This is a genomic window from Shewanella sp. CG12_big_fil_rev_8_21_14_0_65_47_15, assembly GCF_002783505.1.
Classification (GTDB): Bacteria; Pseudomonadota; Gammaproteobacteria; order Enterobacterales; family Shewanellaceae; genus Shewanella.
On the sequence record NZ_PFGL01000045.1, the window covers coordinates 63,902 to 85,968 of the forward strand.

The following is a 22,067-nucleotide window of genomic DNA, read 5'->3' on the forward strand; positions in this document are numbered from 1 at the left end:
CGATGGGCCTTAAGTTGAAATCAGCAAGTAAATCAACAAACACAACTGAATAATACATAGGCTCTGCCAAAACTTGATGGGATCCCGTGCAATGAGTGGTTGGAACGGCTTGATTTTTTGATGATTTTCCGAGCGGATCAAAGCATCAATAAACTCACAGGTATCGGCTTGGCGATGTCTTGGGTCGATACTCAAGGCTTTTTTTAGTGGCTCATCAAGCCACTCAGGGATCATAGGGTTAAGTTGGTATGCCGGAATATACTCTAGCCTGAGATAGTCCTTTACATGACGGCAGTGTGATAATTTCCCCTGGTACACGGCGTGACCGGACAACATTTCATATGCTATCGCAGCAAGGGAAAACAGCTCGCTACGCACACTGGACGCCATACCTAAAATCACCTCAGGCGCGGTATAATCGGCGGTGCCCAATAGGCTATCGCGCTGCAATGGACTGTTGATTTCGGTGACGCCTTTGATTAAACAGGCGCCAAAATCGATAATCCGAACCCGCCCATCTTGGCCCACGATAATGTTGTCAGGCTTCAAGTCTTGATGGAGCGTTTCACGCCGATGAAAGGCTCTGAGCCCTAATTCGAGCTGCTTTAGCATGGACAAGACCTCTTCAACTGCGGTTTGCGGGTACTGCACTAACCACTGACTTAAGGTGAGACCGCGTTGGTATTCGGTCAGATAGTAAAGCGCCGATTTCGCCCTATGATTATCGAGGACTTTCACCACATGGGTGCTATTGATGCGACTACCTATCCAACTTTCGAGCATAAAGCGTTCAATATAGGCGCCATCATCAAGGTAATTCACCGACGGGGTTTTCATGCACAGTTGCCGCCCAGCATTGTCGCTATGGGTATCGGTGACCAGATACACTTGGCTGCGTTGACTTTGATGCAGTACCTTATCGACACGGTACCCATCGAGTACCATGCCAACATCGAGCGGCGGTGGAAACGGCTTTTCGGCAAGTCTGCGGTAAACATCGGCCTTATCTTGGCTCGGCAATCCTGCAACGTACAACAACTGACAACTGAGGTTATCTTGGCTGCCCGCATCAAGTGCGTGGGTCACAAGCTGCTCACTCGCCTCTGCCAACTGGTTATCGCTGGGCGATTGATGGCACACGCGAGTTAATGCCTGACCGATTTCATCATCGGTAAGCACATCGTGCACGCCATCGCTAGAGATGAGATACAGATCGCCCACCCGAGAAGTAAGTTGCTGGTAATCTACCGCTAAATTGAGGTCCATCCCGATGGCGCGGGTAAGATAACGCTGCTTGTCACTGACTTGGCTGGCATGGTCTTGGGTCAATCGCTGTAAATGGCCATCGCGCAAACGGTAAATTCGGCTATCGCCCACATGCAACACATGCACACTGCACGACTTAAACACTAAGGCGCTAAAGGTGCACACATAGCCTTTTCGGGCATCGCGGTAATTTTGCCCTAATCCATAGAGCCAGCGGTTAAGCGCGTTGATAACTTTAGTGCTGGCGGTTTCGACGCTCCAACTTTCAGGTGTAGAGTAATAATCTGCCAAAAAATTACTCACACTGATCGCAGATGCTTTTGCACCGCATTCAGCGGCGCTCACACCATCGCTTAATACCGCCACTATGCCTTTGGTGGTCAACAAACTGCCATCGGGGATCCGAATACCGATAGCATCTTCGTTGCGCGATTTGATGCCTTTTTCAGAGCACTGTCCTACCGCAATTCGTAAATGGGTATCAAAGGGTAACGGGGTAGACACGTCTTGAACCATAAATTATCGCTCACTTAACACCTGTAATGGTCATTTCAGTATGTGCAGGCTATCGATTAGCCCAATCAGTACGTCAGCCCGATACTGTTGAACAACTTGATAACCTTAACCGACGCTGATTAACGTGACTTCGCCCTGTTCATTCACTTCGGCCATATGGCCCTTGGGCTCAGTCATAAAAAACAACGTGATAAAACCAAGCAATGCACTGGCGGCTATCACATAAAAGAAGGCCTGAGTCGACACCATAGAATACACAGTTAAGAAAAACACCGCGCCCACGTTGCCGTACGCGCCTGTCATCCCGGCGATTTGCCCGGTTAAACGCCGCTTAATTAATGGCACAGCAGCAAAGACGGCCCCCTCACCACCTTGAACAAAAAAAGAGCACGCCATCACCATCACGACCGCCAAGGGCAAAGACCAAGTGCTATCGATTTGTGCGACCCCGAAATACCCTATTGCTAAGCCTGCGGTCAGAATTAACAAGGTCGATTTTCGGCCAAATTTATCGCTTAACCAGCCGCCACCGGGGCGCGACATCAAGTTCATAAAGGCATAGGAGGAAGCCACCATGCCCGCCTGTGCCATCCCAAGTGAAAAGGTTTCGGCAAAAAACAGTGGCAACATAGACACTACGGCTAACTCAGACCCAAAGGTTGAAAAATACAGCACATTCAATACCGCAACTTGCTTAAACTGATAGCGCTCAAACTCGGGAACTGGCGCGGCAAAAATCCCCTTATTAACTTGATAAGTATGATAAAAATCGTAGATAAATATCGCAATGAGACTCACATAAATCAAGGTAACCGTCGATTGGGCCAGCATGTTGACGCCCACAGGCGATAACTTCCACCCAAGTAAGGCTAAGGTGGCGTACATCGGCACTTTCATCACAACCAACAACATAAAGTCGCCCTTGCTGGTCACCTCCATGGCGCCGGTTTTCTTGGGCTTAAAGTAAGTCGCGCCCTTTGGGGTATCGGTGACGCCCACATAATACACACAGGCAAACACTAGGCTCATTACGCCCGTCAGTGCAATGGCGTAACGCCATCCATCTGCCCCGCCAAATGCCAAGGCGATAGCCGGTAAACTAAAGGCCGCGGCGGCCGAGCCAAAGTTACCCCAGCCGCCATAAATGCCTTCGGCCGTGCCCAGTTCTTTGGCGGGAAACCACTCGCTGACCATACGAATACCGACCACAAAGCCCGCACCGATAAAGCCAATAAGAAAGCGCGCCAGTGCCAGTTGCTCAAAACTGCTGCCAAAGGCAAACATAAAACAGGGGATCGAACACACGGCCAAGAGCACCGAATAGGTGAGCCTTGGGCCATATTTATCGGTCACCATACCAATGATCACCCGCGCCGGAATGGTTAATGCGACGTTGAGGATCAGTAAGGTTTTAATTTGGGCTGTGGTTAATCCTAAGCTGGCAGCGATCACGCTCAACAAAGGCGCAGCGTTAAACCACACCACAAAAGTGATGAAAAACGCCATCCAACTTAAATGCATGATTCTCATCTTGCCCCGAAAAGAGAACAGATTAAATTTTTCCATGATTGCCTATCCCCTGTGCTGGTTAAGTTGGGCATTGGCGCGCACCAATACGCGGCCATCCTGCTGCTTTACATCAAACACTTGTATATTCAATTTGTTATCTTCTAAACACACACCATCGCTTAGGCGGTAATGTTGTTTATACAGAGGCGATGCCACGCACAGCTCGCCCTGCATATCGCAAATAAGCCCGCGGGATAACACGCTGGCACCGGATGCCGGATCATAGTTTTCAATCGCAAAAAGCCCCTGTTCACTCAGATTAAAAATCGCTACCGCTCTCCCGTTCACCCAAGCCGCGACACCCGTATTGACGGGCAAGTTTGAATAATTCCCTACATTGACCCAGCTCATAGCGCCCCCTCCTCTTCTAATACCTTGATAACAATGTGCTCTCCCCAATAGGGCGACGCATCATCTGCCCCAAGCGCTATCTCGCCACCGACTCTATTAGCGTCAGGGCGTGCGGGCGCCGCCAATGGCAAACGCTGCTCGCGTACTATTTGATAGGCTAAAGTCGGCTCGGCAGGCGCCGCATCGGGATTAATAAACTCATTAAAGCGCGCTAAAAACTGCGGCGATTCAAGGCTGGTTTTCCACTCACATTGATATGAGCTGACGATATGCGCCATCTGCTGCTCTAGGCTGGCATTGAGGCCTAAACTGTCGTCGATAATCACCTTTTTAAGGTAGTCGACTCCGCCCTGCAGGCTCTCAAGCCACACTGAGGTACGCTGTAAGCGGGCGGCGGTTTTCACGTAAAACAGCAAAATGCGGTCGATATAGGTCACAAGCTCTGTGGTGCTGAGATTCACCGCAAAAAGATCGCCATGGCGCGGGCGCATACCACCATTACCGCCAACGTATAGGTTCCAGCCGCCATCGGTCGCGATAACTCCTATGTCTTTACTTTGCGCTTCGGCGCATTCGCGGGTGCAGCCGGAAACGGCAAACTTTAATTTATGGGGGGAGCGCAATCCCTTGTAGCGCTGCTCAAGTTCGATGGCTAAGCCCACGGAATCTTGCACCCCGTAGCGGCACCAAGTGTTGCCCACGCAGGACTTAACGGTGCGCAGCGATTTGCCGTAGGCATGGCCGGTTTCAAAACCCGCATCAATCAATTTTTGCCAAATTTCAGGCAATTGAGATAACGCCGCCCCAAAGAGATCGATACGCTGACCGCCGGTGATTTTAGTGTAAAGTTGATATTCCTTAGCCACTTGCCCCAGGGCAATCAGTTTATCTGGGGTAATTTCTCCGCCCGCTATCCTTGGCACAATTGAGTAGCTGCCATCTTTTTGGATATTGCCTAAATACGCATCGTTAGTGTCTTGCAGCACCGCATTGGCGGCGGTTAACACATAATCGTTGTGTAAGCTGGCAAATATCGAGGCGGCAACGGGTTTACAAATATCACAGCCCTGGGCGAGAGCTTGGCTCGCGGGCGTGCCATGACGGCGAATCAAATCGGTAAAATCCCGAATATCATCAACCTGACACAGGTGATACAGGCTTTGTCTGTCGTGGTCGAAATGCGCGCAGATCCCGCTTTGGCATTCGAGCCCTTGGGCCACTAGCGTAGTGTCGATAATCGATTGGGTCAGCGAGGCGCAGCCGCCACAACCCGATGCGGCGCGGGTGCAGCTTTTTATCTCCCCTAGGGTGTGGCTGCCCGCCACCACGGCAGAAACAATATCGCCCTTAGTGACTTGATGACACGAGCACACCATAGCGCTGTCTTTCATGTCGCAACTGTCAAGCTCGCCTGCCAGCAATAAATCCACCGCAGGCCCAGTTAAGGGTTCAGCCGATAAATAGCATTCGAGCAAACGCGCATAATCGCTGTTATCACCCACGAGTACGGCGCCCTTAAGATAGGTGCCGGTATCATCAACCCACAGTTTTTTGTAAATCCCGCTGACGTTATCGCTTAGCTCAACGCATTGGGCACCCTCAAAGCCACGACTGGCGCCAATGGCGGCCACATCCACGCCGAGTAATTTGAGCTTAGTGCTCATATCGGCCCCTAAAAATGGCACCACGGGATGCTTTCCATGGCGCGCACGAATATGGGATAACGCGCTGCGCGCCATTTGGTAGCCAGGGGCCACTAAGCCAAAAATCTTGCCCTGCCATAAAGCGCACTCGCCAATGGCATACACATCGGTTGCCGAGGTGAGGCAATGATCGTCAATCACTATGCCGCCGCGTTCACCGAGGGTGATATTGCTCACTCGAGCCAGACTGTCCTGCGGCCGAATACCCGCCGAGAACACGATCAAATCGACCTCAAGAAAACTGCCGTCATTGAAGTTCATTCTGTGCAGCGCCCGCTCGCCATCGACGATTTCACTTGTCGCTTTGGATAAATGTAGGCTCACCCCTAATGCGCTAATTTTGTCGGCGAGCACTTTGCCCGCGGCATCGTTTAGCTGTACTGGCATCAGCTGCGGCGCAAACTCCACCACATGGGTGTCGAGCCCGAGCTGTAACAACGCATTGGCGGCTTCAAGGCCCAGCAAACCGCCACCGACCACCACACCACAGTTTGATTGCATCGCCGCCTCTTGAATGGCTTCTAAATCGGCGATGGTGCGATACACCAAACATTGACGGCGATCGTTTCCTGCGATCGGCGGCACAAAGGGATATGAACCGGTCGCCAGCACCAACACATCGTAATGCCAACGGCGACCATCCTGACTTTGCAGCGTTTTAGCAAGGGTATCGATGCCTGTGATACGGCAATTAAGTTCAAGTGCGATGCCGGCGGCGTGATAATCCTGTGAACTTGCCAGCATCAAGTCATCGGCATTGCCCTGTTCAAAGTAAGATGACAGCTTCACCCTATCGTAGGCGGCAATGGGCTCCTCACCGAACACTGTGATGTCGTAAATATGATTGAGCCCTTGCTCAGTGCATTGTTCAATAAAATGGTGACCGACCATCCCATTACCAATCACCATTAATCTGGGCCGAGATGGCGCCATGTCAATGCCAAGTCTATCGGTGTTTGGACTATCCATATTGGGACTATCCATATTTGAACTATCGAAGACCAGATCCGTTAAGTGTGTTGTGGTTTCCATCACTCGCTCCTGTGCAAATGTTAAGTCGAAAACTGCTGGCAAAACCGCTAAAAACAAAATGGCGCCAACCTCGCATAAACGAGGTGGCGCCATTGCCGTATTCTTCAAATTGTGTGTTAACGCTTTAATTTAACTTTAAATTTAATATTATTTTGTGCCTAGCGTGACCGCAATATAACGCTTAGCCACTACGGCCATAGGCAATTGATGCGCCATCGCTTGGCGCTGCAAACAGGCATGGGCTTCCCCTTCGGAGATCCCCTGCGCCTGCAATAATCCCTTAGCCTGTTTAATGACCTCGATGCCGTCGATGGTCTCTTGCAACTGCGATGTTTTGGCGAGATTCACAGTGGCCACCGCAAAACGCAGCTGCGCTAGTTGCAGCACACTATTGATGCGCGCCGCACTCAAACTGGATGGAATAAAGGTCACCCGCCCGCATGACAGTAACTCTGATAGGGCAGCGCCATCAAAGGTTTGCGCCACCACCACGACCGGCATGGGACACAGCGCTAAACAGCGCGCAATCAGCGCTTGATGCACATCGGATAAATACGTCAAATACAGCACGGTCAAGCATTCGGAGTGCTTTGCAGCCAATCGCTGCTCGAGTGCCCGCAGTGTCGTACACAGTGCTGACGGATGGCTGATGCCTTGAGAATATATGTGGCTTTGTAAATACTGGATCCCCGCTTGCACTTCGCTATCCTGCAGGCAATCCGGTTCGCAATAGATAACTGTTTGCATTAAGCCACCTCCTGCGGGATAGACTCTTCGGTCAGCACTTGGCATTGACGAGTAAGGGGAGAACTAAGATGGCGCTGCCGCCAGAGGTCCTCTGCCTGGGTGATGGCCTCAACAAGCGCCGCATCGCACTCGGCACTTGCCCCCGGTTGAACCGATGCCGCCATTGTATGGCCGCTATCCTTCAATAAGGGCGAGTCACGCAGGGCTAATTTGACCAACAAAATAGTGCCAATAACGCTCCAATAATTGGCGCTATCGCAGGAGACATTGCCGCGGGAGGCGCTATCACGGGAGGTATTGTCGCGGTAAGTATTAGCGCGAGATAGCCCCTGCTGCGGGCGTTCATTTGGCGGGTTTTCACCTTCCCAAGCAGTGCTAAGCTCAGCCATATCGGTATGGTTGGCGCCATTTATCCCCAGAGCGGCGGCGACTAAGGTTGGGATCTCTAGTTGATACCGTCCAACATTTTTATCATCTTCAACCACAGCGCCCGGCTCGCAAGTGCTGAGGTTTGCCCCCAGCATAGTGACCTGAGTGCTGACTCTTGGATTCCACTCCGCTTCGCCTTGCACGCCTTTAAATATTGCCAACGTCGATACACAGCTTGGCGAATTGGCGCACATTAGCTCACCGATCGCGGCATAGTGTTTATCTAAACCAGAATGAAAGTAACTGCGTAGGCCACTCTTGGCATTGGTCGGATTAACGCAGCGCACCGCCATTTGTAGCAAGCTGCGTAAACCTAACTCTTGGTGCAGTGCGCGGCAACTCGCCATCACAGGTAAAAAACTGTCAACGGCCACATACACCAGATGATGACTCTCTAAGGCCACTTTGACCTGTTCTGGGGTATGGGCTACGGTAATATCCAGCGCTGCGAGGCAATCGGCCACATGACAACGATGGGGCAAAGATAAATTATCACCATGCAACATAATCCGCACGCCATCGGCGGCTAAGGCTTTTGCCGCCAACAATAGCCATGGCAATTGGCCACGCTTGCCCGCATAAACCGGCCAGTCGACATCGACATCCAACTGGCGCCAATCCGTTGCAATGATATCCCTAAGCCCTAGGGTGATACCCGCCACTTCAGCTGCCGTTTCACCCCGGGCACGCATTAACACCATGGCACTCGCCATCTGCGCCGAGCTCACTCGCTTGGCCGCAAACGCGACGATTAATTGCCGCGCCTCATTCAGCTGCAGGGTGCGCGAGCCCTTGATGCCTTTACCCAGCGCTTTAATCAGCTGCCTGGCATCAAACCCTGGGCTCGCGGGTGGCAATAGTGCAATCAATGCCCCATTGGCGATACTCAGATCCGTTGACACGGCGCCATTATGTGCAGTTCCATCATGCACAGCTCCATCGTGGTGAGTACGGCTCGGGTCAGTTGCATATTCTCTGTCAGCGACGGGATTATCCATAAACCACCTCCGCGCCATTGGCGGCGTAAACTGGACTGTAGTGCACCTCGCCATTTATCCGCAGGCCATCATCATTTGTCGATATTTGCGCTAATAACTGATTGAGCTGCATGGCAATATTGACCACCTCGCCGATGATCAACAAACTCGGCCCGGCAACACGAATTGCGCTGGCGGTGTGTGCCAAGGTCGCTAACGTGCCGTAGGTCACCACTTGGTCGATGCGGCCGCCATTAGTAACAAACGCGAGTGGCAATTGCTCCGATGCACCCTTTGTGAGTAGCTGCTGCTCAATATGACTCGCTTGCTCTTTACCCATGTAAAATACTAAGGTCGACTGATGCGATAGAAGTGCGTGCCAATGGGCGGCGCTGTCGTCACACTGCATCCCAGTGACTAGCGTGACCGAGCGCGCGAGTCCGCGAAACGTCAGCGGGATCCCACTACTGGCCGCACAGCCCAGCGCGGCAGTGATACCGCTAACAAACTGACTTTTTATGCCATGCTCAGCCAGATAAAGCGCTTCTTCGGCGCCGCGACCAAACACATGGGGATCGCCACCCTTCAACCGCACCACACGCTTGCCATCTTGCGCTAATGCAAGCAACAAGACGTTAATATCATCCTGTTTAGCACTGGGCTGCCCCCAACGTTTTCCGACAAAATAGCGGGCACAATCTGATGCGCACAGGCTCAATATCTCTTGGCTGACTAAGCTGTCATACACCACGGCATTCGCACTTTGGATAAGGCGCGCCGCTTGAATGGTCAATAAATCAAGCTCGCCACATCCTGCTCCGACAATGGCGACACTGCCTGGCAATAACAGCTTTGGCGACAGACTTTTCGGAATGCGTTCGATAACCTTAGTTGCCGTAAAAATCGATTCGATAGACATTAGGCGACCTCCTCTGCGGGGTGAACTTGCTGTTTACGGCAATGGCTAATTTGCGCGCGAACTTCGGTTTGCACTTCACTGTAACAACTGCCACATTGCCGGCCACACCCTAGCCTTTGCTGCACTTTATCAATCGTTTCATCATCAAAGGCGTTGGCGCTAAGACTCGTGCTTGCACCCTGCGCGCGCGTTTGTTGAATAATCTGATTAACGGCATCGTTAATTTGCGACGCTGTGACACCTGTGCAGGCGCAGATAATTTGGCTGTTGCCCGCTAACAGAAGTTGGTGCAGGCGCTTGACCAGTGCGGGCACCATAGGCTCGCCAATTAAGCTGGCGACCACGGCCACATCAATCTCAATGGCATGTTCGGCAAGAATACAAAGCGCCACCAGCTTGCCCTGCGACAATGAACAACTGATCTGATGCGGGCCATAATGCCAAGATAAGCTTCGCTCAAAGTTTAATGATTGCAGTGCCAGCACCTGCGAACTAAAGCCGAGATAAATGCATTCTCCTGTCGTTAAGGTTTGCTGCACCTGCCACAGCGCATTTGGAAAGGTACGTTGACCGATACCCTCGTTTGCTGGGTTAACGACAGCGCCAAACACTATGCCCTGCCACGGTATGGATACCGCAGACACATCTACCCGCTGGCACTTAAATGCGGGTTGCTTAGATATCGGATCCCAGCGGCTATCGAGCGCCAGGTTCACGCCGCCCGTTAAACTAAACTGCTGCGACCAATGCATCGGCATATTGAGTAAATGGGGCGGCAAACTGTCATCAAACTGCGCCCGGCCAATAACACTATCGGCAGCAACGCCATCGGCGCTTGCGGGTATCATGTCGAGCTGGCGCTTATCGGTTATCGGCTCACCTACGCGTGCAATTCGCAAAAAGCCCGCGTTTTCAATGCCTAAGTCTCTTGCGGTATCAGGATGAATAAACACCGTCGGTTCAGTTTGCGCGGCGCGAAGGCTTGCAATATGCCCGGTGCGCGTCATGGTGTGCCACTGATCGCGGCTACGGCCAGAATTTAGGTATAACCCTTGGCTGCGGCCATCTGTTGCTAATTCTTCTAAGGGGTGGTGATCGCCATGTGTGTTTAAAATCCCTGCGGCATTATGGCTAGAACCTTCACTTGCACACACAAACTGCGCCCGCCCCGTTTCGGTGGCAAACCGTTGATGGGTAAATACCCGCTGATGTTGTTGGCCGATTTGCGCTTTGTGGTGCACTGGCCATTGAGTCGGTACTAAGGCGTCGTATTCAATGTCTGTAATGTCGGCAAATGCCGCTATCGAGAACTGTTTGGCCGGAAAAGCCTGATTGACCACTTTCGATAACCCTGCAAACTCACGAAAAATTGCCGCGCTGTTGTCATAGTCAAAGCCGATAAAACCCATGGCTTTGGCGACTTGACACAAGGCCCACCAATCACTTTTTGCCTGCCCTTTGGCGGTAACAACACTGCGTTGCCGGCTGATGCAGCGCTCACTGTTGGTTACCGTACCGGATTTTTCGCCCCAGCCTTGGGCGGGGAGCAGTACATCCGCATATTGCGCGGTATCCGTATCCGCCGTGATATCAGACACCACCACAAACGGGCAGGCCTCAAGCGCCCGCGCAATTTTGGCACTATCGGGCAAGGAGACGACGGGGTTAGTGCCCAAAATCCACAGCGCTTTAATATCACCCTGTTCGATAGCATCAAACAATTCGACCGCTGTAAGTCCAGCGCCATCGACTAACGCTGGCGCCTGCCAAAAGTCTTGAACGATTTGACGCTCAGGTGCTGAAAATCCCAGATGGCAAGCAAGCTGCGTCGCCAGTCCGCCGACTTCGCGCCCGCCCATGGCATTGGGTTGTCCCGTCAATGAGAAAAAGCCCGCACCCGCTCGCCCTACCTGACCTAAGGCCAAATGGACATTGATAATGGCATTGGTGCAATCTGTACCCGAGATACTTTGATTCACCCCTTGGCAGCTTGCGGTGACGGTATTTAGGCTTGGCTGATACCAGCGATAAAACTGCGCCACCGCCGCTGGTGATAAACCACACACACCTGCGACACGCTCAATACTTGGCGCAATGGCGCGGGCACGGGTTAATGCGGGGTAAAAGCCGTCGCTATGGCCATCAATAAATGCGTTATCGAGTAAGTCATTGTCTGCCAAATGCACCAGCAGCCCCGCAAACAAGGTGCTATCGGTTCCGGGCCTAAGTGCAAGGTGCAAATCGGCCCGCTTAGCACTTGCACTACTTAACGGGTCAATCACCACTATTTTACAGCCATGTGACGCTCTGGCGGCCAACATACGCTTAAACAATACGGGATGTGTCCAGGCCGAATTGGCACCGACCAATACCACGACATCGGCTAACTCGAAATCTTGATAGCAGCCAGGGACAACGTCTTCACCAAAGGCGCGAATGTGGGCACTGACCGCCGATGACATGCACAGGCGGGAGTTAGTATCCACATTTGGCGTGCCGATAAAGCCCTTTGCCAGTTTGTTGGCAACATAATAATCTTCGGTCAGTAATTGCCCCGAGAGATAAAATGCCACTGAACCAGGACCGTGTTCGATAATGGTTTGGCTAAATGTATCGGCAATGAGTGTGATGGCATCAGACCAAGACAATGCTTTGGTCGCTCGCTGCTGGGGATAAAGTAATCGAGATGGTAGCGGCAAACTGTCGAGTAAGCGTTCACCCTTAGCACATAAATCCCCCCAATTAGCAGGATGCTCAGGATCACCGCGCAGCGACAGGTGGGGTGCCGATGAACCACCATTCTCTTCATCGCTAGGCGATGCGATCATCACGCCGCACCCCACTCCGCAATATGCACAACTCGTTCGTTTTAGTGACATTTGCACACCTCATCCATCGGGATTAATCCCCATTAATCCTGTTAAACGCAGACTAAGATAAGGGCAAAAGCTATGCCAAAAATTAAGTTGTTGATTTATTAAAGGTTGATTTTTTAACTTCCACACTGCACATCAACCGTGCGCAACATAGGTGCAACAATACGCACCAATTTCGATCATCTTATTGAATAACAAAGATATTTACTACCTATAAAGAGGTATATCACTACTGAGTGTTAAGTTAAAAAGTGATCTCTTTACCCGAGGCTTCAACTACCGCAGGACAACCTTAACGGCTTAAAAACAACCAGCAATAAATGCATAGTTCAACATGTGGAAGTTGGCATGGGTGTTATAGTAGTGTTAAAAGGCATCAACCAAAGTATGTTTTGTAAGCGAAGCGAACATAAATTTTATATCAGACACAATAATGCCAGCACTAGGCTGGCATTACGAAAACGACAAATAGCGCATCACATGCGCTAGCTTGGTTTATTTCTTCAGAATAGTCGCAGGTGTACGACCATCATCATGGCAACTTTCACAGGTCGGTTTTTCACCTACGTTCATATCATGTACCGCATGGCAGTCAGCACAAACTAAATTGCCATCATGTGGCTTATGCACTGCGTCCATTTCAGAAAGCTTACCGTGACAGTCTTGGCACTGGGCAAACTCAAAAGCACCATCGGATGAAGGCGTACCATCCTTATGACAGCTTTCACAACCACCGGACTCAGCGTGGAAATCAGATAATTTTTGATCTGCTGCGAATGCGGTTGGCGACAGCGCTAACGCTGCGAGACTTGCCCCGAAAAGCGCACTTAATAGTTTTTTGCTCACAATTGTATCCTCCAATGGCGATTGTCAGTGGAAATTCTTGTCAGGGTGACTTCCATCTCGCAACCTAAAGTAAATAGCACGACTCGATTTAACTTAGCTAAGGATCGAACAATAAGCAACCTTAGTCTAAGCAAAGGTAACTTTACCAATATACTCAAGGGTAAAATGTGCGCTGTATCATGTAACCACATGCTTATATAAGAGTTTTACATTCATACAACCCCAAGGTTACATGGTAAAATGCCCTAGCGTAATGGTTAAAAATCTGATTGAAACCCTAAAAACCCATCACCACATTTAGATTCAATTTTATGCGGATAAATTGCCCTTAAGTGACTGACTTGTTACCCTGAACCCTCATCTTGGAGCCCAGTGTTTTTAAGGAAAATAATGAAACAGAGAACCCTAAGCCTTGTGCTGTGTCTGCTTGCAAGCTCACTGGCGATGTTTACCCAAGCCGCTAACGCCAAAACCATCAGCCAACACCCTAGCAGAAGGGTTAAAAAATATCTGGGGCATGGTATTTTTACCCGACGGCAGCATGTTATAGCGAAAAAGAGAGCGCGCAAACATTAGACAATCATTTAGGCAAAGTGGTGCGTATTCATGCCGATGGTTCATTCGTTAATACGGCAGGCGCTTTGCCTGAGATCTGGTCAATTGGCCATCGCAATATGCAGGGCACAGCAATTAATCCTATTAGCAAAGTATTGTGGACTAGCGAGCATGGTCCACAGGGCGACGATGAATAGCACTAAATTCGGAGCCGCCAGCTCACTTCCCTAGATTAATGACTAAGGAATAACGATGAACTTAATTCAGATTAGACAAGCCGAGATAGCAGATCTTAAGACAATCCAAACGTTACTTAATCAGCTTGGCTATAGTGCAACGCCAGAACAATTACAAAAGTATCTAGGGAAAAGACGCAGGCCTACTATGAAGCCATAGGGTTTGAGAAAACCTCTTTTCGCTATATTCAAGCTATAGGCCATTGCTGATCATCAATTATCTACAAACAAAATAGGCGCTTAAGATGACTTAAGCGCCTATTTTTGTACGGGGTTTAACTGACTAGCAATAGACTCGAGCGAGCCTTAATTTAAACGAAGCGCTGTTAATCCTGCGCGAGTTCTTTTTCTAACTGTTGGGCGATGGCCTCGGGTGAGCCACTGTTACGGGCGAAAAGCCCGTATGCCGAGGGGATCACAAAAATAGTGAATAGGGTTGCCAGCAAAATTCCCGATAGCACAACGACACCAATCACGAAACGGGTTTCTGCACCCGCGCCCGCGGCCAATACCAAAGGTACGGCACCTGCGGCTGTGGTGATCCCCGTCATTAGAATGGGCCGTAAGCGCTGGCAGGAGGCTTGGATAATTGCGCGGTCGAAATCCACCCCTTTATCCCTAAGTTGGTTAGCGAACTCTACAATTAAAATGCCGTTTTTAGCCGCCAAACCCACGAGCATAATAATACCTATCTGGCTGTAAATATTGAGGCTTTGCCCCGTAAACCACAAGCCAACCAAGGCACCCACAGTCGCCAATGGCACTGTCAGCATAATCACCATAGGATGAATATAACTTTCAAACTGCGCGGCTAAGACCAGGAATACAATCCCTAAGGCCAGCAGGAATACAAAGTACATGGAACTGCCCGATTCTTGGTAGTCGAGGGATTGCCCCTTATAACTGATCACCGCTTCTGCAGGCAAATAGGCACGCGCCAGTTGATTCATATAATCAAGGGCTTCACCTAGGCTATAGCCATCTGCCAAACTGGCCTCAATGGTGATAGCCCGCATGCGGTTATAACGGTTAAGGGAACTGGCATCGGCAAACTCTTCCACTGTCACTAAGTTAGAGAGTGGGATCAGCTCCTTACTGCGCTCGGAGCGCACATAGATATTTTGCAGATCGGCGGCGGTATTTTGATTACTGCGCTCACCTTCCACGACCACATCGTACTCTTCGCCATCACGCATAAAAGTGGTGACTAAGCGAGACCCCAGCATAGATTCTAAGGTGCGGCCGATATTGGAAATCGACACCCCAAGGCTTGCCGCCCTGTCCCGGTCGATCACCACCCGCAGCTGAGGTTTTGTCTCTTTATAATCGTGATCTAATCCGAGCAGTTGTGGGTTTTCCGCCGCTTTTTCCATCATAATATCGCGCCAGCGGGCAAGCTCTTCATAACTTGGACCACCAATCACAAACTGCACGGGTTTACCCACACCGCGGCCAAAGGCTTGGCGCATCACAGGGAACGCCTGTACACCCGCTAAATCGGCGAGGCGCTTGTTAATATCGCCAATCACTTCCTTCACCGGACGACGCAGTCCCCAATCCTCCAACACAACAATCGCCATACCATTAGAGAAATCGGCGGCACGACCAAAACCACGGGGAGCGCGGATCAACAGTCGTTTTATATCGCCCGAATCAACCAATGGCATCAAGCGATTTTCCACTTCGTTCATATAGGATTCGATATATTCGTAACTCGCGCCCTGCGGGCCGTTGACCATTAGGAATAAGGAGCCGCGGTCCTCTTGAGGGGCGAATTCCTGCGGCACTTTCTGTGCTAAGAAAACACTGCTCCCTAAGGCGCACAGCACCAGAATCGACATCAACATTGGCCGTGCCATCGCCCTTTCCAGTGCGTTTTGATAACCATTGGAAATGCGAGTCATGATGCCATCGACCTTACGCACCAACCATGAATCCTGCGCGGCGGGTTTCAGTAATTTCGAACACATCATAGGGCTCAATGTTAGGGCCACAATACTGGAGAAAATCACCGCGGCGCTCATCGTCACGGCAAACTCTTTAAACAGTTTACCTAAGTCTCCCTCGAGGAAGGTGATCGGCATAAATACCGCAACTAACACTAAGGTGGTGGCAATAACCGCAAAGGCCACTTCACGGGCACCGAGGAAGGCCGCTTTTAAGGGTGAATCTCCTTCTTCAATGCGTCTATGGATGTTTTCCAGCATCACAATCGCATCGTCCACCACCATACCGATGGCAAGGATCATCGCCAATAAGGTCAAGAGGTTGATGGTATAACCAAGCGCATACAGCACAATAAAAGTACCGAGCAGTGACACAGGTACTGTAATCGCGGGGATCAGCATGGCGCGCACACTGCCCAGGAAGAGGTAAATCACGATAATCACGAGGATCATCGCCGTGAACAGGGTTTGATACACTTCCTTGATTGAAGCTTCAATAAACACTGAACTGTCATAGCTGCGTTTAATCGACATACCCGCGGGTAAGGTTGGGTTGATTTTATCGACTAAGGCATTGACCGCTCGTGCGACTTCTAAGGTGTTGGCGGTCGACTGCTTCGATACCCCAAGCCCTATCATGGCCTCTTTGTTACCGCGGAACATGATGCGCTCTTCTTCAGAGCCAATTTCCACCTTAGCCACATCGCCTAATTTGACTAAATAACCGTCTTCCCCTTGGGAAATCACCAGATTAGCAAAATCCTCCGCGGTGCGATAACTGCGCTCTAAGCGCACGGTAAAGTGACGTTCCTTAGACTCTATCGAACCTGCAGGTAATTCGACGTTTTCCGCCCGCAGCGCCGCTTCAACATCGGTAACCGTTAAACTGCGTGAGGCTAAGGCTTGTCTGTCGAGCCAAACCCGCATCGCATAAACCTTGCCACCGCCGATACGGATCATAGACACACCATCGACGACTGACAGGCGGTCAGCTAAATAGCGGCGGGTGTAGTCGGTCAGCTCTAGGGTCGTCATCTGATCCGACACTAGGTTGAGCCACATAATCACTTCATCGCCACCATTGGCCTTCTGTACTTCTGGGGGATCGGCTTCCTCCGGCAAGTTATCAAGCAGGCCTGAAATTCTATCGCGGATATCGTTGGCCGCATCTTCAATATTGCGGCTGATGTCAAACTCTAAGATCACCTGGGAACGACCATCGCTGCTCGATGAACTCACATGGCGAATGCCTTCTACTCCGCTGATCCTGTCTTCAATCAACTGGGTAATGCGGCTCTCCACTACCGCGGCACTGGCACCGCGATAGTTAGTTTCAATCGACACTATCGGTGGATCGATATTGGGGTATTCCCGCAGGGGCAATTTATCAAACGCCACCAGACCAAAGGCCACTAGCAGCAAGCTGATAACCGAGGCGAATACCGGGCGCTTAACTGAAAGATCTGTCAGGATCATACACTTGGCTCCGCATTGGCATCGGAAAGATAGCTAAACTTTTCAGCCAATTCGGTCTTGACCACATCGCCAGGGTGCACTTTAAGTAGGCCGCGGATCACCACCTTTTCACCAACATCGATCCCCTCGAGGATTTCCACCCAACCACGGGTGCGGATGCCGATAGTGACCTGCTTACGTTCAATCACATTGTCTTTATTCACGCTGTAGATAAAATGATTGTTCTGGATGGGAATAATGGCCGACTCCGGCAGCATCAAGGCTTCGCGGCTACGTTTGATGAGCTTAACCTTCATCAGCATGCCGGGTAGCAAGCGCAGCTCTGGATTGGGAATTTCGGCACGCACTATCACGGCACGGGTCGTTGGATTCACACGACTGTCAATGGAAGTCACCACGCCCTTAAAGGTAAAATCTGGAAATGCCACGGCTTTAGCTTCGACCAATTTGCCGGGGAGCAGATCTTGAATAAAACGCTCAGGAACCGAAAAATCCAATTTAATCGTAGAAATATCATCGAGCGTGGTAATTTCAGTGCCTGGGGTCACTAAGCTTCCCACACTCACTTGGCGTAACCCTAGCCGGCCATTGAAAGGGGCTAGAATGCTGCGATCGTTAAGGGAGGATTGTGCTTGCTCTAACTCGGCGCGGGTAGTGTCGATTAAGGTTTGCAGACGATCACGCTCTAACTCGGCCACAGTGCGACTCGTCACCAGAGAGCTTATCCGGTTAAATTCCCGCTGATTATCACTCACCTTCACTTGGGCGACTTTCACCTGGGCAATTTGCTCGGCATTTTGTAGCTGTACCAGTAAGTCCCCTTTCTTGACTATATCACCGTCGTTAAATTTCAATGAGATCACGACATCGGTGACTTTAGGCGTAATAGTCACAGACTCATAGGCCTTGTTCGTGCCTATGGCTTCAACCTCATCGCGTACGGGCGCGATTGCTGCGGTAGCAATCACCACATTAGGCACGAGTTTAGCTTTGGCCTGACCTGTCTCTTGGGGTTGCATGGCTTGATATCCAAACCATGCCGACGCCAAAATGGCGATTGTTATGATAATTTTTTTCATCTGGCTTCCAAATGATGAAGACTCGCATTAGTGACGGCTAGTTTACCCACTCGTATCATCACATCAATACGTTTTACTTTTTCTTACAAATTACGACCATAGCGCAAAAAATGTGTAAATATTTATCTTTAGCACTAAAAAAGAGATACGGCATCTGAAAATTGCGCAATAACGGTATGGGGTAGTGATTAACGCTAATTATATTAAAATGACCGCATGTTAAAACTAAATCCACTCAGAAAATGCTGGTATAAAAAGTGGGAAAGCAAACATTGTGGTGGTTTGAATACACTGCGCTTTGTGGATCTAGGCCAATAAAAAAGGGCGATAATCGCCCTTTTTTAGTCTCAAGATAGGATTAACGTAACTTACGTTCTTCCTTCATCAGGTTCGACAAGGATTGATACACACCCGTAATCACATCATTATCGAGCGGCTTATCTTCGGCGTCTCGGATAAAGAGTTTAGTCTCTTCAGGCGTATCACCGTCTTCGAGCAGTAAACGGTAACTACCTTCTTTTAAGGATAATTTATCGTCACTCCAGAGGGAGCTCCAGAAACCAGAGTTATCTGAAAACTTGATGAAGTATAATCCTTTAGCACTATCCATATCGGAAATTTCGAAGCCCATTTCCGGCAGTACGATCCGTAAACGATCCCATACTTGCTTGTAAGGAGCCTTGGCTGACCAATAGGCGACGCCGTCTTCTGGTGTGACTAAGTCGACATTAATGCCTAAGGTTTGCTTCAAGCGGTTGGCTTGGATCGCTTGTTCACGTTTGATACTCATATAAGCAATAGCACTGTTGAGCATATCAATAGTGTATCGCTGCTTATCTTCACCGCTTAACAGGACTTCTTGCGCTTTATCGTCATAAAACTCTTCATGTTCCACTAAGTGGATCACGATATTCGCAGTACGCCCATGGGGACGGGTTTCCACATCGAAACGGTAGCGTTGGCGCAGCAGGTAAACCTTATCTGAACCCCACATGCTCGATTCGATCACTTCACGGCTTTCAATCCAATCGGTTTCGATACTGCCCTTATCAAAATTGCGGTTACGCACAGGAATGGACTGCTTTGCTAAGAAACCATCAATATTGGTGAAGATTTCCTGTTTCAAATCCACACTGTTGTCGATAGATTCGACCACAATCTTGATGTTATCGCTGCCCTCTTCCACATGGGTTCCTTCTGCCATTGGCAGAACCTGCAGTGGTGGACGGATATCGAGATTCTTACCCACAAGTGTCGGATTGGCTTTTGGGCCAATGGAAGGCACTTGATATTCTTTATTGTAGGGCGGTGTTTTCAATCCCTCGGGGATCTTAAGCAAAGGCACTTGCTCGGCCTGAACATAGTCTTCACCGCCGTTTGCTTGGCGACGCTCGAGTGGCGAACTACAGGCTGCAACGGCAGCGACTAAGAACAGTGGGGTGACTTTCTTTAGCATTAATTATTTAACCTCTATCTGGGCACGAGTCATTGCATCTATCAACAGACCATGACATTGCTCAGAAAGTTCAGTCAAAGGTAAACGAATATGGCCACATTCAATCAATCCCATGCGATGGGCTGCCCACTTCACAGGAATAGGATTGGCTTCACAGAACAGTGTGCTATAGAGCCCACGCAGCGGCTCATCAATGCTTGCCGCCAATTCAGCATTGCCCGCAAGCGCCGCATCACACATAGCTTTAAAGGCTTTAGGCACTATGTTGTTGGCAACTGAAATCACGCCATTACCGCCTAGGAGTAAAAACTCCCGCGCCGTCGCGTCATCACCGCTATACAACATAAAGTCATTGCCGCACAGCTCACGCAGGCGTTTTACCCGGGATACATCACCCGTGGCTTCTTTCACACCAATAATATTGCTGACGCTAACGAGTTCAGCCACGGTTTCGGGCTTCATATCGACGGCGGTGCGACCTGGGACGTTATAGAGAATTTGTGGAATATCAGTGCTTGCCGCCACCGCTTTGTAGTGTGCCACTAAGCCCTTGGGCGTCGGTTTATTATAGTAAGGCGTTACGCCTAACATGGCGGCAACACCCACCTTAGAGAGGGACTTGGTGAGTTCGACGGCTTCAGATGTTGCATTGGCGCCATTACCACCAATGACGGGAATACGGCCCGCAGCAAATTTCACCGTTTGCGCGACCACAGTCACATGCTCATTCATTGGCAGAGTCGCAGACTCGCCGGTCGTGCCCACGGCCACAATGGCATCTGTGCCTTGGTCTATATGGAATTCGACTAATCTTTCAAGACTTGCAAAATCTACTGAGCCATCACTGTTCATAGGCGTGATTAAGGCTACGATGCTTCCGTTTATCATCTGACTTTCCCCAAGATTTCAGGATTCGCTATGGTACTGATGCCAACCACTAATGACAAGCATTAACGGGGCTCTCAAATTGATTTAGTTATGGTAGCATTACATCCCGCACAAAAACTCGGCATTAACCCTGAGTTTTCGCTCCATGATATCGAAAAAGTGAGGAAAATTCATGACCAATTTCCTGGTCGTCACCGCAATGGGCGTAGATCGCCCTGGACTCGTAAGTAAACTCGCACGGCTTGCCAGTGACTGTGACTGCGATATCGTCGACAGTCGTATGGCATTATTTGGTAACGAATTTACCCTGATCATGATGTTGTCAGGTTCGTGGGCATCCATAACGAAAATTGAAAGCATGCTCCCGAGTCTCAGTGTTGAACTAGAACTGATGACTGTGATGAAGCGTACCTCTAAACACACGCCGCAAAATTATATTTCACGCCTCGAAGTTCGCTTCACGGGTAAAGATCAACGCGGCACCATGAAACGCATTACCCAGTTTCTGGCCGATCGCTCATTAGATTTAGCGGCGGTGCGCTCCTATTCAGAAGAACTGCCGGATGGTGAGCAGACACAAAATGTATCGCTCACCATTAATATTCCTGAAAAAGTTGAACTAGAAAAACTCGAGCAGAGTATCTATCAACTCGCCCAAGAGATGGCGTTAGATTGCACCATTAAACGTATGCAAGGGGCAACTGCAAGTGATAGAGGATAATCGATGAACAGACTAACAGTTGGCGCCAAGGCGCCACAATTTACCTTACAAGATCAACAGGGTAACCCTGTTTTACTGCAGGAATGTTTAAATAAAGGCCCCGTTTTAGTGTATTTTTACCCTAAGGCCTCAACCCCGGGCTGCACAGTGCAAGCCTGTGGCCTGCGTGACACTAAAGCCGAATTAGATAACCACAAAGTCACAGTACTTGGCATTAGCCCAGATCCGGTCGCAAAACTGGCTAAGTTTGCTGAAAAACAATCACTAAACTTCACCTTACTGAGCGATGAAGACCACAGTGTCGCCGATGCCTTTGGCGTATGGGGTGAGAAAAAGTTTATGGGTAAAATCTACGACGGGATCCATAGAATCAGCTTCCTTATCAATACCGACGGCACTATCGCCCATGTGTTTGATAAGTTTAAGACCAGTGATCACCATCAAGTCGTGCTCGCGCAGCTTGCGGCTGAATAAATAAT

15 protein-coding genes and 1 pseudogene are annotated in these 22,067 nt (G+C 50.0%); 3 read left to right on the plus strand and 13 right to left on the minus strand.

The window, feature by feature from the left end; translation table 11 throughout:
- Positions 1-9 precede the first annotated feature (9 nt).
- From COW15_RS12665 to COW15_RS12705, 9 genes are all read right to left on the minus strand, one after another.
- A complete protein-coding gene (locus tag COW15_RS12665; protein WP_293632900.1) occupies positions 10-1,770 on the minus strand; it encodes a bifunctional protein-serine/threonine kinase/phosphatase in 1,761 nt (586 codons plus the stop codon).
- Between the two features lie 117 nt (positions 1,771-1,887).
- The gene (locus COW15_RS12670) at positions 1,888-3,348 is read right to left on the minus strand and encodes a NarK family nitrate/nitrite MFS transporter (RefSeq protein WP_293632901.1); all 1,461 of its coding nucleotides are present in this window, start codon (positions 3,346-3,348) and stop codon (positions 1,888-1,890) included.
- A gap of 6 nt (positions 3,349-3,354) precedes the next feature.
- The gene (gene nirD, locus COW15_RS12675; protein ID WP_293632902.1) at positions 3,355-3,702 is read right to left on the minus strand and encodes a nitrite reductase small subunit NirD; all 348 of its coding nucleotides are present in this window, start codon (positions 3,700-3,702) and stop codon (positions 3,355-3,357) included.
- A complete protein-coding gene (gene nirB, locus COW15_RS12680) occupies positions 3,699-6,338 on the minus strand; it encodes a nitrite reductase large subunit NirB (RefSeq protein WP_293632951.1) in 2,640 nt (879 codons plus the stop codon). Before nirB ends, nirD begins: the two co-directional genes overlap by 4 nt.
- Positions 6,339-6,584: 246 nt before the next feature.
- Positions 6,585-7,184 carry an ANTAR domain-containing protein gene (locus COW15_RS12685; RefSeq protein WP_293632903.1) on the minus strand — a complete coding sequence of 200 codons (600 nt, stop codon included), beginning with the start codon at positions 7,182-7,184 and terminating at the stop codon, positions 6,585-6,587.
- Positions 7,184-8,611 (minus strand): hypothetical protein, encoded by a 1,428-nt coding sequence (locus tag COW15_RS12690; protein WP_293632904.1) that lies wholly within the window; start codon positions 8,609-8,611, stop codon positions 7,184-7,186. Before COW15_RS12690 ends, COW15_RS12685 begins: the two co-directional genes overlap by 1 nt.
- Entirely contained in the window at positions 8,604-9,509 is a 906-nt protein-coding gene (gene cobA / locus COW15_RS12695) for a uroporphyrinogen-III C-methyltransferase (protein WP_293632905.1), read from the minus strand. The genes COW15_RS12690 and cobA overlap by 8 nt, the downstream gene beginning before the upstream one ends.
- Positions 9,509-12,388 (minus strand): molybdopterin-dependent oxidoreductase, encoded by a 2,880-nt coding sequence (locus COW15_RS12700; protein ID WP_293632906.1) that lies wholly within the window; start codon positions 12,386-12,388, stop codon positions 9,509-9,511. Before COW15_RS12700 ends, cobA begins: the two co-directional genes overlap by 1 nt.
- A 492-nt stretch (positions 12,389-12,880) precedes the next feature.
- Positions 12,881-13,231: a cytochrome c3 family protein gene (locus COW15_RS12705; protein WP_293632907.1), complete on the minus strand. Its 351-nt coding sequence runs from the start codon at positions 13,229-13,231 to the stop codon at positions 12,881-12,883.
- A 545-nt stretch (positions 13,232-13,776) separates the two neighbouring features.
- Here COW15_RS12705 and COW15_RS12710 point away from each other — a divergent pair.
- A pseudogene (locus COW15_RS12710) lies at positions 13,777-13,971 on the plus strand (PQQ-dependent sugar dehydrogenase); the annotation flags it as partial.
- 377 nt (positions 13,972-14,348) lie between these two features.
- Here COW15_RS12710 and COW15_RS12715 read toward each other — a convergent pair.
- The 4 genes from COW15_RS12715 to dapA all read right to left on the minus strand — a co-directional run bounded on the left by COW15_RS12715 (position 14,349) and on the right by dapA (position 20,867).
- Complete coding sequence (locus COW15_RS12715) at positions 14,349-17,444, minus strand: efflux RND transporter permease subunit (RefSeq protein ID WP_293632909.1); 3,096 nt, start codon at positions 17,442-17,444, stop codon at positions 14,349-14,351.
- Positions 17,441-18,523: an efflux RND transporter periplasmic adaptor subunit gene (locus COW15_RS12720; protein WP_293632910.1), complete on the minus strand. Its 1,083-nt coding sequence runs from the start codon at positions 18,521-18,523 to the stop codon at positions 17,441-17,443. Before COW15_RS12720 ends, COW15_RS12715 begins: the two co-directional genes overlap by 4 nt.
- Before the next feature lie 358 nt (positions 18,524-18,881).
- Entirely contained in the window at positions 18,882-19,979 is a 1,098-nt protein-coding gene (bamC, locus tag COW15_RS12725; RefSeq protein ID WP_293632911.1) for an outer membrane protein assembly factor BamC, read from the minus strand.
- Between the two features lie 3 nt (positions 19,980-19,982).
- On the minus strand, positions 19,983-20,867 hold the full coding sequence (gene dapA, locus COW15_RS12730) for a 4-hydroxy-tetrahydrodipicolinate synthase (protein ID WP_293632912.1): 885 nt from the start codon (positions 20,865-20,867) through the stop codon (positions 19,983-19,985).
- A 172-nt stretch (positions 20,868-21,039) separates the two neighbouring features.
- Here dapA and COW15_RS12735 point away from each other — a divergent pair, with 172 nt between their 5' ends.
- Both COW15_RS12735 and bcp read left to right on the plus strand, forming a co-directional pair.
- Positions 21,040-21,588 (plus strand): ACT domain-containing protein, encoded by a 549-nt coding sequence (locus tag COW15_RS12735; protein ID WP_293632913.1) that lies wholly within the window; start codon positions 21,040-21,042, stop codon positions 21,586-21,588.
- Positions 21,589-21,591: 3 nt separating this feature from the next.
- Positions 21,592-22,062 (plus strand): thioredoxin-dependent thiol peroxidase, encoded by a 471-nt coding sequence (gene bcp / locus COW15_RS12740; protein ID WP_293632914.1) that lies wholly within the window; start codon positions 21,592-21,594, stop codon positions 22,060-22,062.
- Positions 22,063-22,067: the final 5 nt, after the last annotated feature.